This is a genomic window from Pseudomonas tructae, assembly GCF_004214895.1.
GTDB classification, from domain to species: Bacteria; Pseudomonadota; Gammaproteobacteria; order Pseudomonadales; family Pseudomonadaceae; genus Aquipseudomonas; species Aquipseudomonas tructae.
The window spans coordinates 3,986,086-4,001,865 of record NZ_CP035952.1; the positions used below are offsets into that span (position 1 = coordinate 3,986,086).

General features: G+C 63.6%; 18 protein-coding genes. 8 read left to right on the forward strand and 10 right to left on the reverse strand.

The annotated features are described in order from the left end of the window. Positions 1-27: 27 nt before the first annotated feature. Genes EXN22_RS18140 through EXN22_RS18175 form a run of 8 tightly spaced genes read left to right on the forward strand, consistent with a single transcriptional unit; the run spans position 28 to position 6,133 of the window. Positions 28-1,230: a PepSY-associated TM helix domain-containing protein gene (locus tag EXN22_RS18140; protein WP_130265366.1), complete on the forward strand. Its 1,203-nt coding sequence runs from the start codon at positions 28-30 to the stop codon at positions 1,228-1,230. Continuing rightward, on the forward strand, positions 1,227-1,763 hold the full coding sequence (locus EXN22_RS18145; RefSeq protein ID WP_130265367.1) for a thiamine pyrophosphate-binding protein: 537 nt from the start codon (positions 1,227-1,229) through the stop codon (positions 1,761-1,763). The genes EXN22_RS18140 and EXN22_RS18145 overlap by 4 nt, the downstream gene beginning before the upstream one ends. Next, entirely contained in the window at positions 1,760-2,077 is a 318-nt protein-coding gene (locus tag EXN22_RS18150) for a hypothetical protein (RefSeq protein ID WP_407691935.1), read from the forward strand. The genes EXN22_RS18145 and EXN22_RS18150 overlap by 4 nt, the downstream gene beginning before the upstream one ends. Beyond that, positions 2,074-2,643 (forward strand): DUF6162 family protein, encoded by a 570-nt coding sequence (locus EXN22_RS18155; RefSeq protein ID WP_130265368.1) that lies wholly within the window; start codon positions 2,074-2,076, stop codon positions 2,641-2,643. Before EXN22_RS18150 ends, EXN22_RS18155 begins: the two co-directional genes overlap by 4 nt. Positions 2,644-2,671: 28 nt before the next feature. Further along, a complete protein-coding gene (locus EXN22_RS18160) occupies positions 2,672-3,589 on the forward strand; it encodes a metal ABC transporter substrate-binding protein (RefSeq protein ID WP_130265369.1) in 918 nt (305 codons plus the stop codon). Then, on the forward strand, positions 3,586-4,335 hold the full coding sequence (locus tag EXN22_RS18165; protein ID WP_130265370.1) for a metal ABC transporter ATP-binding protein: 750 nt from the start codon (positions 3,586-3,588) through the stop codon (positions 4,333-4,335). The genes EXN22_RS18160 and EXN22_RS18165 overlap by 4 nt, the downstream gene beginning before the upstream one ends. After that, positions 4,335-5,234: a metal ABC transporter permease gene (locus EXN22_RS18170; protein ID WP_045194622.1), complete on the forward strand. Its 900-nt coding sequence runs from the start codon at positions 4,335-4,337 to the stop codon at positions 5,232-5,234. Before EXN22_RS18165 ends, EXN22_RS18170 begins: the two co-directional genes overlap by 1 nt. Then, positions 5,231-6,133 carry a metal ABC transporter substrate-binding protein gene (locus EXN22_RS18175; RefSeq protein ID WP_130265371.1) on the forward strand — a complete coding sequence of 301 codons (903 nt, stop codon included), beginning with the start codon at positions 5,231-5,233 and terminating at the stop codon, positions 6,131-6,133. Before EXN22_RS18170 ends, EXN22_RS18175 begins: the two co-directional genes overlap by 4 nt. A 5-nt stretch (positions 6,134-6,138) precedes the next feature. Here the strand turns inward: EXN22_RS18175 and EXN22_RS18180 are convergent, their stop codons facing one another. From EXN22_RS18180 to EXN22_RS18225, 10 genes are all read right to left on the reverse strand, one after another. After that, on the reverse strand, positions 6,139-7,218 hold the full coding sequence (locus EXN22_RS18180) for a DUF1615 domain-containing protein (protein ID WP_130265372.1): 1,080 nt from the start codon (positions 7,216-7,218) through the stop codon (positions 6,139-6,141). 60 nt (positions 7,219-7,278) lie between these two features. Beyond that, positions 7,279-7,947 (reverse strand): hypothetical protein, encoded by a 669-nt coding sequence (locus EXN22_RS18185; RefSeq protein WP_130265373.1) that lies wholly within the window; start codon positions 7,945-7,947, stop codon positions 7,279-7,281. Between the two features lie 73 nt (positions 7,948-8,020). Then, positions 8,021-8,572 carry a hydrolase gene (locus tag EXN22_RS18190; protein ID WP_130265374.1) on the reverse strand — a complete coding sequence of 184 codons (552 nt, stop codon included), beginning with the start codon at positions 8,570-8,572 and terminating at the stop codon, positions 8,021-8,023. A 69-nt stretch (positions 8,573-8,641) separates the two neighbouring features. Then, positions 8,642-9,361, reverse strand: coding sequence for a thioesterase II family protein (locus EXN22_RS18195; RefSeq protein WP_130265375.1), 720 nt, complete (start codon positions 9,359-9,361; stop codon positions 8,642-8,644). Between the two features lie 9 nt (positions 9,362-9,370). Continuing rightward, a complete protein-coding gene (locus EXN22_RS18200) occupies positions 9,371-9,595 on the reverse strand; it encodes an MbtH family protein (RefSeq protein ID WP_038994517.1) in 225 nt (74 codons plus the stop codon). A 145-nt stretch (positions 9,596-9,740) separates the two neighbouring features. Continuing rightward, positions 9,741-11,099: a vWA domain-containing protein gene (locus EXN22_RS18205; RefSeq protein WP_130265376.1), complete on the reverse strand. Its 1,359-nt coding sequence runs from the start codon at positions 11,097-11,099 to the stop codon at positions 9,741-9,743. After that, a complete protein-coding gene (locus EXN22_RS18210) occupies positions 11,096-11,296 on the reverse strand; it encodes a hypothetical protein (protein ID WP_130265377.1) in 201 nt (66 codons plus the stop codon). The genes EXN22_RS18205 and EXN22_RS18210 overlap by 4 nt, the downstream gene beginning before the upstream one ends. A 14-nt stretch (positions 11,297-11,310) precedes the next feature. After that, complete coding sequence (locus EXN22_RS18215) at positions 11,311-12,963, reverse strand: phospholipase (protein WP_130265378.1); 1,653 nt, start codon at positions 12,961-12,963, stop codon at positions 11,311-11,313. 351 nt (positions 12,964-13,314) lie between these two features. Continuing rightward, positions 13,315-14,403 (reverse strand): polyamine ABC transporter substrate-binding protein, encoded by a 1,089-nt coding sequence (locus EXN22_RS18220; RefSeq protein WP_130265379.1) that lies wholly within the window; start codon positions 14,401-14,403, stop codon positions 13,315-13,317. Positions 14,404-14,453: 50 nt separating this feature from the next. Beyond that, positions 14,454-15,755, reverse strand: coding sequence for an NAD(P)/FAD-dependent oxidoreductase (locus EXN22_RS18225; RefSeq protein ID WP_130265380.1), 1,302 nt, complete (start codon positions 15,753-15,755; stop codon positions 14,454-14,456). Positions 15,756-15,780: the final 25 nt, after the last annotated feature.

A 15,780-nucleotide genomic window follows, 5' to 3' on the forward strand; every position in this document is an offset into this window, starting at 1 on the left:
CTCAATTTCTCTGAAAAGACACCTGCAATGTCCCAGAAAGCGAAAAAGTCCAAATCCAGGCTGTGGTTCCTGGTGCATAGCTGGCTCGCCCTGCCGATCTGGTTTTTCGTCCTGATCGTCTGCGTCACCGGCACCCTGGCGGTGGTCAGCCAGGAAATCGTCTGGCTGGCCAACCCCGATGTACGCGCCAGCAAGCCTGATGGCGACGCCGAGCGGCTGAGCTTTCAGCAGGTCCTCGATGCCCTGCACAAGGCCGAGCCGGACATGGCCGTGAATTTCATCAGCCAGCCCGATGGCTCGCACTTCGCCCTCACCGCCTCGGTGGTGTTCCCCGACGGCAGCGCACCGACCCTGTATGTGAACCCCTACACCGGGGCGATCCAGGGCAAGAGCCCGTCATTCAGCTTCGAGGCCTTCACCCGGGCCCTGCATGGCTGGTGGCTGGTGCCCTTCACCAACGGCTACAGCTGGGGCTGGTACCTGGTGTCGCTGCTCGGCCTGCCGATGCTGGCCTCGCTGGTCACTGGGCTTGTGGTCTATAAACGGTTCTGGAAGGGTTTCTTTAAGCCGACCTTGCGTTTCAATCACGGCGCGCGGATTTTCTGGGGCGACTTCCACCGCCTGAGCGGCATCTGGTCGATCTGGTTCATTGCCGTGATTTCCATCACCGGCACCTGGTTCCTGATCCAGGCGATCCTGGGGGACAACCACATCACCATCTCCACTGAACCGGTGGTGCCGGTGATTGCCCGTGAAGACGTGCCACGCACCGAATCGGGTGCACCGGCCCCGCGCATCAGCCTGGATGAAGCCACGCGCATCGCCAAGGAGCAGATCCCGGGCCTTGACGTAAGCTTCGTGTCCCTGCCCGGCAACGCCTATGCCCACGTCTACCTGGGCGGTCGCGGCTGGTATCCGCTGATGTTCCAGACGGTCAACGTCAACCCGTACAACAGCAAGATCGAGGCGCAGTTCCTGATCGATGACCGCTCGACCCTGGAGTTCGTCACCGAGTCCATGCGCCCACTGCACACCGGTGACTTCGGCGGCCTGACGATCAAGCTGATCTGGGCCTTCTTCGGCCTGGTACTGTCGATGATGGTCTTGAGCGGCCTGCTGATCTGGACCAAACGTACGGCCCAGGCCACCGCCGCCGCCCTCAAGCGTGAGCAGCGACCTCGCAAGCAAACCGCCACTGCCACCGATACCGCCACGGAGGCCAGCCTATGAGCAAGGCAGCAGTTGCGCCGCAAAGCCCGTTGAGCCGCTTTTGGCACAAGTGGCGTTTTCACCTGAACGTCCTGTTATTGCTGATTCCGCTCGGCTTCATGCCCAAGTACTTTGCCGATGCCGCGTTGTTTCGCGGTGACAGCGGCCTGGGCGAGCGTGAACTGGGTGAGATCAAAGTCGGCCCGTGGAGCGTGCAACTGGCCGAGTTGCGCGATGAGCCGCCACGCGCCGATGGCCCGGCCGGTTATTTCAAGTCCTTCAATCTGGCCCTGTGCCAGGCCTGTATCCCCGAGGTCAAGGCGGCTTACCTGCGCATCGGCAAACCGCGCAGCCTGCGCGCCGCCGGTACGATCTTCTTCGGCACCCCGTACCGCATGGGCACCAGCCTGCCGATCCCGGCCAAGACCCGCGCGGACGCTGAAATCTGGATCACCCTCGAAGGCTGGGACGGCAGCATGCAGCAGGCGGCCATCCCCCTGAGCAAGGCTTCGCCGGCCACCGTCGCCTGGCTGAACAAACAAGGAGGCAAATGATGAAGTTGCGCACGCTGCTCCTGCCGTTATTGCTGCTCGGCGCTGCCGGCCAGGCGTTGGCCCACAACCCGATGTGCGAATGCAAGCCGATCGATGGCGGGCAGATCGAATGTACTGGTGGTTTTTCCGATGGCAGCGGCGCGCCAGGGGTGACCCTGGATGTGATCGGCTACGACGAGTCGATCCTGGTGCCGGGCAAGCTGGGGGAAAACTCCAAGCTGACCTTCAAGCGCCCTGAAGGCGAGTTCTACGTGCTGTTCGACGCAGGCCCCGGCCACGTGGTGGAAATCGACCACGCAGATATCGAACCATGAGCCGGGTCCAGGTGGTGCGCCCCGCCGGCGCCGGGCATGAAACCCTGTACGTGCTGCTGGTCAGCCTGCTGATCCTGGCGCTGGCCGCCGGCATCGTCGCCCTGCGCGGCGAGCGCCATGACGAGGTCAGCTTCGAGGCCCATCAACTGGATGCCCGCCGCGACCTCAATGCGGCCGAGCAAGGGGTGTATGCCGACTTGCGGGTGGCCTTCGACGAGATCCAGGCGCGCCGCGAAGAGGAATCGCACCTGCTGGCCGTCGAGGTCCTGGCCGAAGAAGGTTTCCCGCCCTTCGTCGCCGATGCCAGCGCCGCCAGCCGTGGCCAGCACCAGTGGCAACTGCTGCCACAGCAGGCCTACCTTGGCCTGAGCCAGGCCAGCACAGTGGCCGGCAGCTTCCTACTGCTGGTGCCCCAGGCCCATGACGGCGCCGCCGATGTCTGGCTGCAGCGCAGCCCGAGCGCCAGCGTGCCTGCCGAGCTCAGCCAGGCCGCTTTGATCGCCGCGGGCTGGCAACAGATCGCCGCCCACTACGACGCCGGCGTCACCCGCCAGCATCGCCACTGACACACTGCTACTGACACAAGGACGCCCCATGTTTCGCGCACCCCTCGCCCGTCGTCTTCTGACTGTGTTGCTCGCCTGTGCCCTGCCCGCCCTGGCCCTGGCCGAGAATGGCAAGCCGCTACGCATCGGCATCACCCTGCACCCGTACTACAGCTACGTGAGCAATATCGTCGGTGACAAGGCCGAGGTGGTGCCGCTGATTCCGGCAGGCTTCAACCCCCATGCCTACGAGCCACGGGCCGAGGACATCAAGCGCATTGGCACCCTGGACGTGATCGTCCTCAACGGTGTAGGCCATGACGATTTTGCCGACCGCATGATCGCCGCCAGCGAGAAGCCGAACATCGCCACCATCGAATCCAACAGCAACGTACCGCTGCTGGCCGCCACCGGCGTGGCTGCGCGCGGTGCCGGCAAGGTGGTCAACCCGCACACCTTCCTGTCGATCAGCGCCAGCATTGCCCAGGTCAACAATATTGCCCGCGAGCTGGGCAAGCTCGACCCGGACAACGCCAAGTACTACAGCCAGAACGCCCGCGCCTATGCCAAGCGTCTGCGCAAGCTGCGCGCCGAGGCCCTGGCCCAGGTCACCGAAGCGCCGGGGGCGGAGTTTCGCGTGGCGACCATCCACGCCGCCTACGATTACCTGGTGCGCGAGTTCGGCCTGGAGGTCACCGCCGTGGTCGAACCGGCCCACGGCATCGAACCGAGCCCCAGCCAGCTGAAGAAGACCATCGACCAGCTCAAGGCGCTGGACGTGAAAGTGATCTTCTCGGAAATGGACTTCCCTTCAGCCTACGTTGAAACCATCCAGCGTGAGTCGGGGGTGAAGATCTACCCGCTGACGCACATCTCCTACGGCGACTACAGCAAAGAGAAGTACGAGGTCGAAATGAAGCGCAACCTCGACACCGTGGTGCGGGCGATCAAGGAGTCCCAGGCATGACCATGGCCCAAGCACTGATCACCCCTGCCTGCGGGCCGCAGATTACCTTCAGTGAGGTGGACCTGACCCTGGGCCGCACGCGGATCCTCGACCAGGTCAGCTTCACCGTCGCCGCCGGCAGCGTGCATGCGCTGGTCGGGCCCAACGGCGGTGGCAAGAGTTCGTTGATCAAGACCCTGCTCGGGCAAATGCCGCACCAGGGCCAGCTGACCCTGAGCTGGCCAGGTGATGAACAGGTCATCGGCTACGTGCCCCAGGCCCTGGAATTCGACCGTGGCCTGCCGATGACCGTGGACGATTTCATGGCTGCCATGTGCCAGCGCCGACCGGCGTTCCTCGGCCTGTCGCGCAAGGTTGCGCCGGCGATTGATGCGGCGCTGGAGCGGGTCGGCATGCTCGACAAGCGCAAGCGGCGCATGGGTGCCCTCTCGGGTGGCGAGCGCCAGCGCGTGCTGCTGGCCCAGGGGCTGATCCCGGCGCCGCAGTTGCTGGTACTCGATGAGCCGATGTCGGCACTGGACGAGGCCGGCATCCAGGTGTTCGAGCGCCTGCTGCACGATTGGCGCGCCGCCGGCACCACGGTGCTGTGGATCGAGCATGACCTGCAAGCAGTCGCCCGCCTGGCCGACCGGGTCACCGGCCTGAGCCGCCGGGTGTTGTTCGACGCCCCGCCGAAACAGGCGCTGACCCCGGACCGCCTGCTCAGCCTGTTCTCCATTCACCCCCGCTGCGAGAGCGTCGCCTGATGAACTACGAAGAATTTCGCCTGCTGATCCAGGGCTGGGCCACTGCGGGTTACCTGCCCGAAGCCCTGGCCTACGGCTTTGTAGTCAATGCCCTGCTCGCCGGCCTGATGATCGGCCCGGTGCTCGGCGGCCTCGGCACCCTGGTGGTGGTCAAGCGCTTTGCCTTCTTCTCCGAAGCGGTCGGTCATGCGGCGCTCACCGGCGTTGCCATCGGCATCCTGCTCGGCGAACCCTACACCGGCCCGTACGGCAGCCTGTTCGGCTACTGCCTGTTGTTCGGCATCCTGCTGAATTTTCTGCGTAACCGCACCGGCCTGTCGCCCGACACCCTGATCGGCGTGTTCCTCTCGGTGTCCCTGGCCCTGGGCGCCAGCCTGCTGCTGATGCTGGCCGGCAAGATCAACGTGCACATCCTCGAAAACGTGCTGTTCGGCTCGGTGCTGACCGTCAGCGGCCAGGACCTGCTGGTGCTGGGCATCGTCGGCAGCCTGGTGCTGGCCCTGGCCCTGCCGCTGTACAACCGCATCATGCTGGCCAGCTTCAACCCGCAGCTGGCGGCAGTGCGTGGGGTGGCAGTGAAAAGCCTCGACTACCTGTTCGTGGTGCTGGTGACCCTGGTCACCGTGGCGGCGGTCAAAGTCATCGGTGCGATCCTGGTCGGCGCCCTGCTGGTGATTCCGGCAGCGGCGGCGCGCTTGATCAGCCAGTCACTCAAGGGCTTTTTCTGGGCCTCGGTACTGATCGCCACCCTGAGCACCCTGGTCGGGATCCTGCTGCCGATCGTCTTCGACCTGCCCGTGCCTTCGGGCGCGGCGATCATCCTGGTCGCTGGCTGCTGCTTCGCCCTCGCCGCCCTCGCCCGCGGCCTTGTTCCACGCCTGCAAGGAAACCCGGCATGACCTTCAAACTCCAGCACCTGTGCCTGGCCTTGGCGCTCGCCGGGCTGCCAACCCTGAGCCTGGCCCAGACACCAAAGCCTGCCAAGGTCACCGTACTGGCCTCGCTGCCGGTGACCAACACCCTGGCCAGCGCCCTGCTCGACGGCACCTCGGTGCAGTTGCAGCGCGCAGCCCCGGCAAACATTCCGGCGTCGCGTCAGCCTTCGTACTTCAGTGGCCGTGGCGGTGCGAGCCTGCAAAAAGCGGCGAACGGGGCTGATGCGGTGATCGGCCTGCGTTCGATCTGGAGCGACGACCCGCTCTACCCGGTGGCCCGGCGCAGCAATATCCGCATCGTCGAGATCGATGCCGCGCGGCCGGTGGACGGCGCCCTGCCGGGCATCGCCGTGCAGGGCAACAACGGCTTCGCCGGTTATCCGTGGCTCAACCCGACCAATTTTGGGCGCATGGCCGATGTCCTGGCCAATGACCTGGGACGCTTGAGCCCGGCCGACCAGGCGAAGATCCAGAGCAACCTGGCCAGCCTCAAGCGCCAGTTGCTTGAGCTCAGCGCCGGCAGCGAGGCGCGCCTGGCCGAGGCGGACAACCTGAGCGTGGTCAACCTGTCGGAGCGCCTGGACTATCTGGTCAGCGGCCTGAACCTGGACCTGATCGATCATCCGCAGGTGGCGGATGAGCAGTGGGATGCGGCGGCGCTCAAGCGTCTGGGCGATGAGCTCAAAGGTCAGGACGTGGCACTGGTGCTGCATCACAAGCAGCCGAGCAAGGACGTGGCCGAGGTGATTGCCGCCTCGGGGGCCAAGTTGCTGGTGGTGGAGACCGATGCACAGGATTCGCTGGCGGGGTTGAAGGCCAGTGTTGAGCAGGTGGTCGGGGCGTTGGTGGCGGGCAAGAGCTGAGGGCCTCAGCGCTTCATACAACGCTGGTAACGCTCATCCACCCGCTTGGCAAACCAGGCCGTGGTCAGTTTGCGGGTGATCTTCGGGCTTTTCAGTTCGATCCCCGGTAGCTGCGCCCGTGGCAGCGCCCTGCCCGCCGCGCCGTCGGCCAGGGCGAAAACACCCTTGTACAGGCGGGTGTCTTCGAACGCCAGGCTGTCGCCCTGCTCCAGCTGATTGCGGATACTCAGATTGCGCAAGTCCAGCTTCGCCCCCAGGCGCCGCGCCGCCCGCTCGGTACTGCCCGGCATGATCGCCCCCGGCGCGATCAGGTCGCCGTCCAGCGCCAGCGCCACACCACTGGCCCGGCTCAAGGCGCTCTGGAACCCCGCGTTGCGGCTGGCGTACCAGCCGGCATTGAAGTCGCCAAAGCGATAGAGCTGGCGATCATAGTGAGTGGGATATCCGAGCAAATGCGCAATACCGAAGTACATGCCGCCACGACGGCTGAAGACTTCCTGGCGAATGGTCCCGGCATAGGTGTAGGGATAGCCCTGGGCATGCTGCTCGGCAAAGTCGATGCTGACCTGCATCGGTCCGCCGGTGCGCACCGGGTTGAGGTCGCCGAGCAAGGTGCGGCCCAAGGGCACGCTGCCAATTAGGTCATCGAAAATCGCGCTGAGCTGCTTCTCACTGCGCACGGCCGCGAGGCGCTCGCTGTAGGTCTTGCCGTTCGGTGAGCGGGTCTGCAGGGCCACGTTGACCAGCATCTGCGGGATATGCAGGCTGGCGGCGCGGCGATCGATCTCTTGCCGGGCGATGCGACCCAGGCCCGGCACTTGCGGATCGGCCTGGAAGGTCGACTCCTGCTCGGTGACCGCCAGCACTGCGCACAGGTTGCTCTTGCTGGGGTCGATCTTCTGCGCGGCAAAGGCACTCTGGATATCCCGTGCCCAGCCTTCACGGTCATTGGCGCTGGCCGGCAGCAGGCGCACGATCTGCGCACGCACCTTGGCCGGGGCCTGCTCAGGGGCTTCACGTTGAGTGACGCAACCCTGAACCGCCAGCAGCGCGCTGATCACAACCAGCCAACCGGGTACTTGCATGGGCTCTCCCGCCGCATCTGGCAATAGCTGCACAGTAACGGCGGTGGGGCGCGACTGCAATCAGCAGCCCGGCTTGCTCAGTTGCGTGCCAATGGTCACGGCGGTGATGGCCGCCGCTTTGAAACTCTGCAGAGCGACCGGGTCGAAGCTTCGCTCGCAGTTGAATTTGGTTTCCATGACAAAGTCTTCGCCTTTGTGCTTCTTCATCTCGTCCGCCCATTGGTTCGAAGCGGCGATGGCCGCGTCCTCGGTGAGCATGACTTCGGCCAGGACCTGGGTAAAGCCAATCGCCCGCGGCCCTTCCCACAGGGCATACACCGACGGATCGGCGGCGTTGCCACACATTTCCAGGCAGTCGGCATAGAACTCCAACGGGCCACCGGTGGACTCATGCAGCGCAGCGACGGTCAGCGGTTGATTGGCGGCCGGGGCAAAGTCGCCGATGAACGAGTGCAAGTCGGCCTTGCAACTGGGCGACAGTTGCAGGCGCAACTCATTGATGCTGCCGCCGGCCGCGTCGGCGGTGATTTCGCAGCCCTGCACCTTGTAGGTGTGCTTGTCACCGAAGCTGGTACGGGCGACGCCGGCGACCGATTCGAAGTACTTGAGGTTGCTGCCGAGCATTTCACCATTGAAGACCTGGGCGACAGTAGCCTGGGCCTGGGCGAACAGCGGCAGGCAGGCCAGGGTCAGGGCCGAGCCGATCGTCAGCAATGCACGCGGTTTCATCTGAACATCCTGTAAGCAATGAGGTGGCGCGCACTGTAATGCAGCGCTGCGGGCAACACCACTGCCCGCGCGTTTATGGTTGCTCGCCGACCATGTAGGTTTTGCTGATGTGGCGGAATTGCTCGTGGGCACTGCTGCCCATCAGTTCGAACACCACCATCTCGCGGGTGACGATTTGCGCCCCGGCGTCGCGCATGCGGGCGATGGCGGCATCGCGATTATGCGCACCGCGGCAGTCGCAGGCGTCTTCGACCACAAACACCTGCTTGCCCAGCTCGCGCAGGCCGAGCACGGTTTGCAGCACGCAGATATGGGTCTCCATGCCGCAGACGATCACCTGCTCACGCGCCAGCAAGGACGCCGGCAGGCACTCGGCCGCCACACACGAGAAGTGCAGCTTTTCCACCACCAGAGCCCCGGGCGAAGCCTCCTTGAGGGCAGCCACGGTCGGGCCCAGGCCCTTGGGGTACTGCTCGGAAAACACCGTCGGCAGGCCCAGGGTGGCGGTCGCCGCCAACAGCCAGCGGGTACGCGCCAGGGTGCCGGCCGGGTCGCTTACCGCGCCAATGAGTTTTTCCTGGACATCGATGACCAGCAAGCTGGCCTGGGTCGGCTTGATCAACATCGCGAGCACCTGGGTTATGGGTAAATGCCAAGGCTCGTCCATCGAGCCTGACGCCGTCAATGCCAACGTTCAGGCCGAAAGCCGATGGGGCTCCAACGCCGCGCTGAGGACCCCGAGCACACGCTCTTCATGCTCATGGATGAAGAAGTGACCACCGGGGAAAATCTCCAGCGAGAAATCGCCGACACTCTCCTGCCGCCACGCCAGCAACTGCGCTTGGCTGGCCTTGTCGTCCTCCCCGCCCAGTACATGAACGGGGCACTGCAGGGGCGGACGCTGACGGTAGACATAGCGCCCACACAACAGAAAATCGGCGCGCAGCACCGGCAAGGTCAGGCTCATCAACTCCTGGTTGGCCAGCACTTCCTCCGGTGTTCCCTGCAATGTACGCAACTCGTTGATCAAGACCTCATCGCTCTTGGGTTCACGCCAGTTGCCGCCGTCATAGTCCTCCCGCCGGGTTGGTGCAGCGGTGCCACAGGCAAACAGCGCCACCGGTGGCGGGCAACCCAGTGCCTGCAGCTCATGGGCCAGCTCGAAGGCCAGCAAGGCGCCCAGGCTGTGCCCGAGCAAGGCGTAGGGTTGGCTGGCCGCCAGGCGTTGCTCGCTGGCAAGCTGGCGGGCCAGCACCTGCATGTCGGTCAACAGCGGCTCGCCCAGGCGCGCCCCACGTCCGGGCAATTCCACCGGGCGCAAGTTGAGCCAGGCCGGCAGCTTGCGCCGCCAGCGGCTGTAGACCATGGCACTGGCACCCGAATACGGCAGGCACAGCAAGGTCAATGCAGACACGCGCGCCCCTTACTGTGCAGCAGCGGTTTCGGCCATTTTCTGGCGCAGGCTCAAGGGGCGCATATCGGTCCAGACTTCATCGATGTACGCCAGGCACTCTTTCTTCAGGCCGCTTTTACCAACCGTGCGCCAGCCCGCCGGGATGGCCTTGTAGTCGGGCCAGATGGAATACTGCTCTTCGTGGTTGACCACTACCTGGAACACGATGTCTTCACGGTCGAATACGGATGTCATTGCCTGTCTCCTGGATTGATTGGGCCCGTCGCGCCAGTGGCGTACGGTGGCTTTCTAGAGAACGAGCGACAGACGCAACAAATTAGTCTGTGCAGTCCTGCAACCGACCCGCCATTGCCAGGCCGGTTGCAGGGCAGCGTCATACTCACAAACGCTGGTCGCTCACCAGCACACTGACCAGGCCACAGCGCTGGAACGGCCCCGATGCCTGGCTTTCGCCACTGACTACTACCTGCACGCTGTACGACCCCGCGACCGGTGTGTCGAGTTGCACGCCGAACTGATGGGTTGCCGTGTTGAAGTGCACCACGCTCTGTTGATGGGCGAGAATGTCCAGCTCCGGCAGCAAGGTCTGACGCAGGGCCGCCAGCCTGGCCATGGGCTGCGAAATCCCACGGGCCAGATCAAGTGCGTGCGGCTGCACAGCGCCCAGTTGGTCGTCGTACTTGTGCAGCGCGTCGGCGATGCTGATCGTCGGTCGCTGCACGATCGCGTACCCCCGCACATTACTCAACACTTCGCCCCCCGCATCCAGGTGCACCTTCAACGGCAATGGCTGGCGAACCCGGTGCAACGAAGGGAGTTCGACGCTCAATTGCAGGCTGGCGCCATTGCTGCGTGCCGACGACCGATACTGCAACGCCCCGCCGGTACAGTTGATGGCCTGCCCGCTGCCAGCGAACTCAAGCTGGATGTACCACTGCCCAGGCGCCGGGTTATCGACGTTGTAGATGACAAAACCGTCGCCGATGATGGTCGGGTTCAGCGCACTGGTGCTGCCTGTGGGATCGACCAGGGTGACCGACAGCTGATTACCCGATGGGCTGCCTCGGGTGTAACTCACCTCGGTGTTGGACCACACCGCAGAAATCTGCGCACCACCCGGCCCCTGGGAAACCACGGCGGGGATCAACTGGTAGTCGTTAAGCGGAATATCGATGAGCTGATTGGCCAGCAGCGCTGCCGACGCCGTGGTGGCGCGGATGGTGTTGTAGACCTTCATCATGTCGGCGGCGCGCGGCGCAAAGAAATAAGTGCCACCCGTGCGCCGAGCGATCTCCTGGAGCAGATCCTGATCCGATAGCTGCCCCATGGCACATGTCATGATCCGGTACTTGGGCAAGACATCCAGCGGCAGCGGCCCGTCGTTCTGGAACCCGTCGGTCAGCAGCACGCCAGCACGCGGTTCGCTGGCGTTATCAAGAAAGCTGCGACTCTGCAGCAGGCCGCGGCCAATTGCGGTGGAATTGCCATCGAAGTTGAGGCCGCCGACCGCTACCGCCGCACTGGCGGTCACGCTCAACGCCGGATCGACCGTGGCCAGGCCGCCGTTACCGGTGTAGACATTGCGCGCGTTGCTGTCATAAGCCACCACCGCCAGCTTGTCTCCGGGCTTGAGCAGGCGCAAGAACGCTTTGGTATCGATCACCGTCTGCGCCACATAGCCATAGGCGCTCATGCTGGCCGAGGTATCGACGATTGGCACGACTGAAACGTTGCTCATACTGAATGCTCCCTGTTCAAGTCCGAACGATCGACCCGCACTGCCAGGCGCCCGGCGGTACTGGCAGGATGGAACAGCGCATTGCCCTGGTCGTCGACCTTGGCGCGCGCCACCGGCAGGCCATCGGACAACAGCTCCAGGACCATACCCTTGGCCGAATCACCCGAGGCCAGGTTTAGCGTGATGGTGATAGACATGCTGGGACTCCTTGTCAGTTCTGCTGGTCGATGAACGAGGTTTGTGTGCTGCCCAGGCTGCCGACCAAGGCTGGCGCGCTGCCACGGAACTGGCGGAAGATGTTGCGCCCGGTGGATTTGCCCGTGGCGTCGAGGGGCACGTTGAGGGTCGGGTGGTAGCTGCCCTCGAGGGTGACGTAGCTCGACCAGGGCCCGGTGTAGGACTCGTTCAAGCCGTTGGTGAAGCTGAAGGCGTAACGCACCGCCTTGCCATCCACCCAGTTCGGCGGGCTCGGTTGGTGGCTTTGCCAGCCATTGGCCTGGATCGTCGGCGCTTGCAGCGGTGGGTTGAGGTAACCGGCAGGTGGTTTGGGGTCATAGTCCTTTTTCAGCAAGGCCAGGGTGGTGGTGCCCCACCAGTTGTCAGTCCAATTGCGATCATTGAGGTTGTTGATGTCCTGACGGCGCAGCACGGTATTGTTCTGCGCGACGAACAGTGCCGAATAGTTGACGTTGCTCAAGTGGTTTTGCAGTTGCTTGAGATCGGGTAACCAGAGCAAGGCTTCAAACGCCTCCTCAGACGGCACGGTGCCATCGCTAAAGCTCTGGAACACTTCATCCACCGATGTCTGCACCACGGCGTTGACATGGTTGCGGTTGGCTACGTCCACAGTGTCGAAATAGCGCTTGTCGCCATAGGCATGCCAGCTTTCATCCATGGCATTGAACACATTGAGGCCGAACTCGCAGTCTTCATCATGCATGTAGCGCGACAGCAGCGAACCGACGTCGCTGGGGGTGACTTTTTCGTACAATTGCTTGCGCGGCGTGCGCAGGTGGCCGCCGGAAAACAGGTCCGAGAGGAAGTGGTCGGCGAATGCGTTCATCGCATAGGCCAGTTCCAGGTCCTTGCGCTGCCCGCTGCGGTGCGCCTTGGCCGCCTGCTGCAGCGCCACAGCGTGACCGGCCTTGTAAGCGGCCACTGCCCAGGTGCCAAAATGGTCCCAGTTGGTCGCCGCCAGTTTCAGGTAGCGGCCCAGCGGCACCCACGGGGTAAAGATACTGCCGCCACCGGTGATACGGTTCCACTTGGCTGACAGCTCATCACCGAGCTTGTCGTAGGCTTCATGCGGTTGCACGCCGTTGTTGATCGCCTGGTTGGCCGCTTGGATTTCTTCCTGCATCACTGCCAGGATCTTCTCGGCTTCGCTCTTGGAGGCCGGCAAGCTGGCCAACGAGTTGAAGGCGGCGGTAAAGCGCTGCATGCGCTCGCTGACAGTGCCACCGTCGGAAATCGGCCGGTCCGGATCGCCGTAGAAGTCACCGCCCAGGGCGACGATCTGGCCATAGGTCAGGGCCAGGCCGTTCGGCAGGTCCAGCTCCACTTCCCAGGCTGGGGTACCGCTGTCGCTGGCAGAAAAGTACAGCGTTGCACTGTCACCAATAGCTGTGTGCTCACCGCCTTCGAATCGCTCGCGTGGCACGCTGTCACTGGCCATCGCCAGCTGCGACGGCGGGTTGACCATCTGGTGGTATTTGAGCGTGTGCTCACCCAGGGCAACCAGCTCCAGCACCGCACCATCGCCGGGAATGGCGATGCCCTCCTCACTGAACAATCGGTCCAGACGCTCGTAGATCCTGCCGCCAGAAGCAGTACCAGGGTCCGTTGGCTTATTGGCTTCGGTCATTTCCAGTCTCCATTTTGACTGTGGTCAAGCCCGGGCACACGCAACCGACAGCAGCAGACAGTGCACCGGATTACAAAGGCAAGGGTTCAACGCATCAACAAGCGCAGCTCAGGGCGCGCCGCAGGCAGCCAGCAGGTATCGAGGCGACGGGGATAGACAGGATGAGCGCCGGGCGGCGCAGCACAGACGTGAGACATCCGTGAATCCGGACATGACAGTGCCTCCATGGCAGAGCAGCACAGTGATGTGCTGCCAGTGGATCTTAGCCACGGTAAAAACGCTGTCAATTGTCCGGGGTGACAAATGGCCACCACTCGTCGGCGCGAGCCATACGGGGGCCTTGACGCATGCTCAGGTGTTGGACTTGAGCTTGGTCCACAGCCGCGTGCTCAGGCGGGCGATGGCCGGCGGCAGGTCTTCGACGGTGAAGAGTTTTTCCATCACCTGCTTGGGCGGGTAGATTGCCGCATCGTCCTTTACCGCCGGCGACAGGAACGGGCCCGCAGCGCTGTTGGGGTTGGCGTAGTGGATGCTGTTGCTGATGTTGGCGATCACTTGTGGGCTAAGCAGGTAGTTGAGGTAGGCGTAAGCGTTCTTCTCATGGGGCGCGCTTTTGGGGATGACCAGCATGTCCATCCACAGGGTCGAGCCCTCCTCCGGGATCGAGTAGGCGATCTCGATACCGTTGTTGGCTTCCCTGGCGCTGGCCGCAGCCTGGACCACGTCGCCGTTGAAACCGATCACCGCACAGACGTTGCCATTGGCCAGGTCGCTGATGTACTTGGAGGCGTGGAAGTACTGCACGTAAGGGCGGATTTTCAGCAACGCCTGTTCGGCCTGCTTGTAGTCCGCAGGCTTATGGCTATGGTGCGGCAGGCCCAGGTAGTTGAGGGTGATCGGCAGGATCTGCGTCGGGTTGTCGATGATTGCCACGCCGCACTGGCTGAGTTTCTTGATGTTCTCTTCTTCAAAGAACAGCTTCCACGAGCGGGTGACGTCGGTGCTACCGAAGATCGCCTTGATCTTCTCGACGTTGTAGCCGATGCCGGCGGTGCCCCACATGTAGGGGAAGCCGTACTGGTTGCCGGGGTCGTTGACCTCGAGCTTTTTCATCAACAGCGGGTCGAGGTTCTTCCAGTTGGGCAACTGGCTCTTGTCCAGCGGCTGGATGGCCCCGGCCTTGATCAGCCGCGACATGAAGTGGTTGGACGGGCTGACCACGTCATAGCCGGTGTTGCCGGTCATCAACTTGGATTCCAGCACCTCGTTGCTGTCATGAATGTCGTAGGTCGCCTTGATGCCGGTGGCCTTGGTGAAACTGGGCAAGGTGTCGTCGGCGATGTAGCCGTTCCAGTTGGAGATGTTCACTTCTTCCACGGCGTGGGACGCGGCGGAAAACGTCGCAAGCAAGGCAACCAGGGGCAGCGTTTTGAATTGCATGATCATTCACCTTTCGAAGGAGCTTTGTTCTTGTTGGCACAGACGGTGTTCTAGATTTCAGTCCTGGCTCGCAGCGCCTCCACGCGCATACGCAGCATGGCACCGATATCGAGCAGCGGTTTGGGCGGCAGCCAGCCAGGTTGTGCGCGGGCCATGACCGAACTCAGCAGCGGCGAGCTGGCACCGCTGGCAAACTCCGCCAGCAAACGCCCCCACAAGGTGCCGCGGGCAACCCCGGAGCCGTTGCAACCGGCCACGGCAAAGATCCCCTCCTCGACCTTGGCAAAGTACGGCTGGCCGGAGCGCGAGGCGCTGAGGTGGCCCGTCCAGGTGAACTGGATGTCGTCTGCGCTGAACCACGGGAAACGCCGCTGCAAGCCGCGCAGGTGGTGGCGCTGGCGGTGTTGCAGGTCGGCCAGGGACAGGTCATGGGCGCGGTACTCGGCGGTGTTGCGGATCATCACCCGACGGTCCGGGGTCAGCCGCACCGTGGCGCCCAACGGCCGGGTGGAGAGCACGCCCCAGGGCTCGACGTTGCCGATGGCACTGAACTCGGCGTCGGTCATGGGCCGGGTGAGGCTGGCGCTCAACTCCATCGCGAACGTGCCGCTGTGCTCGATACCCGCCCGGGGGATAAAGGCATTCAGACACACCAGCACCTGCCCGGCCTCGATGCTGCCGCCCGCGCAGTTGGCACGCACGCGGCCCTGCCCCAGGTGCTCCAGGCTGCTGATAGCGGTGTGCTCATAGAGGGTAATGCTGGCGGGCAAGGCATCGAGCAAGCCCTTCACGTACTTGGCCGGTTGCAGCAAAGCATTGCCGTTACCGCACCAGATCGCTGCCTGATAGTGGCTGGTGCCAAGCTTGTGCTGCAAGGCTGCCCCTTGCAGGAACTGCGCTTGGGCGCCAACGGCACTCAAGGTCGCAAGCTTGGCTTCGACGTGGCTGAGCTTGTCCGGGTCGTTGACCGCAAAAAAATAGCCATCGTCGCGAAACTCGCAGTCGATGTCGTGGCGCATGATGCGCTCACGCACTTCATTGCTGGCAGCCTGGCCGATGGCGGTATCGGTTTCGTAGTCGGCAAAGCCCGCGTGCCCCAGCAGCTCGTTGTCCGCCGGGTGTTCATGAGCGACGACAAAACCGGAATTGCGCGCCGACGCGCCTTGCGCAGCGCTCTGGCGATCGACCACCACGATGCGCGCCTGCGGGTGCATGTGCGCCAGGGTATGGGCGGCACTAAGCCCGGTGATACCGCCGCCGATCACCAGCCAGTCGGCTTTTTCAGCGCCGTTCAGCCGGGCCCGTACCGGCGAATTGTCCGCCAGGGCAATCCAGCCACATTGGTTTTTCATGCATCACCTCTCGACCTGTATGCAC

Coding starts and splice junctions, on each gene's coding strand:
- EXN22_RS18140 (WP_130265366.1), top strand. CDS start 28: ATGTCCCAGAAAGCGAAAAAGTCCAAATCCAGGCTGTGGTTCCTGGTG.
- EXN22_RS18145 (WP_130265367.1), top strand. CDS start 1,227: ATGAGCAAGGCAGCAGTTGCGCCGCAAAGCCCGTTGAGCCGCTTTTGG.
- EXN22_RS18150 (WP_407691935.1), top strand. CDS start 1,760: ATGATGAAGTTGCGCACGCTGCTCCTGCCGTTATTGCTGCTCGGCGCT.
- EXN22_RS18155 (WP_130265368.1), top strand. CDS start 2,074: ATGAGCCGGGTCCAGGTGGTGCGCCCCGCCGGCGCCGGGCATGAAACC.
- EXN22_RS18160 (WP_130265369.1), top strand. CDS start 2,672: ATGTTTCGCGCACCCCTCGCCCGTCGTCTTCTGACTGTGTTGCTCGCC.
- EXN22_RS18165 (WP_130265370.1), top strand. CDS start 3,586: ATGACCATGGCCCAAGCACTGATCACCCCTGCCTGCGGGCCGCAGATT.
- EXN22_RS18170 (WP_045194622.1), top strand. CDS start 4,335: ATGAACTACGAAGAATTTCGCCTGCTGATCCAGGGCTGGGCCACTGCG.
- EXN22_RS18175 (WP_130265371.1), top strand. CDS start 5,231: ATGACCTTCAAACTCCAGCACCTGTGCCTGGCCTTGGCGCTCGCCGGG.
- EXN22_RS18180 (WP_130265372.1), bottom strand. CDS start 7,218: ATGCAAGTACCCGGTTGGCTGGTTGTGATCAGCGCGCTGCTGGCGGTT.
- EXN22_RS18185 (WP_130265373.1), bottom strand. CDS start 7,947: ATGAAACCGCGTGCATTGCTGACGATCGGCTCGGCCCTGACCCTGGCC.
- EXN22_RS18190 (WP_130265374.1), bottom strand. CDS start 8,572: ATGTTGATCAAGCCGACCCAGGCCAGCTTGCTGGTCATCGATGTCCAG.
- EXN22_RS18200 (WP_038994517.1), bottom strand. CDS start 9,595: ATGACATCCGTATTCGACCGTGAAGACATCGTGTTCCAGGTAGTGGTC.
- EXN22_RS18205 (WP_130265376.1), bottom strand. CDS start 11,099: ATGAGCAACGTTTCAGTCGTGCCAATCGTCGATACCTCGGCCAGCATG.
- EXN22_RS18210 (WP_130265377.1), bottom strand. CDS start 11,296: ATGTCTATCACCATCACGCTAAACCTGGCCTCGGGTGATTCGGCCAAG.
- EXN22_RS18215 (WP_130265378.1), bottom strand. CDS start 12,963: ATGACCGAAGCCAATAAGCCAACGGACCCTGGTACTGCTTCTGGCGGC.
- EXN22_RS18220 (WP_130265379.1), bottom strand. CDS start 14,403: ATGCAATTCAAAACGCTGCCCCTGGTTGCCTTGCTTGCGACGTTTTCC.
- EXN22_RS18225 (WP_130265380.1), bottom strand. CDS start 15,755: ATGAAAAACCAATGTGGCTGGATTGCCCTGGCGGACAATTCGCCGGTA.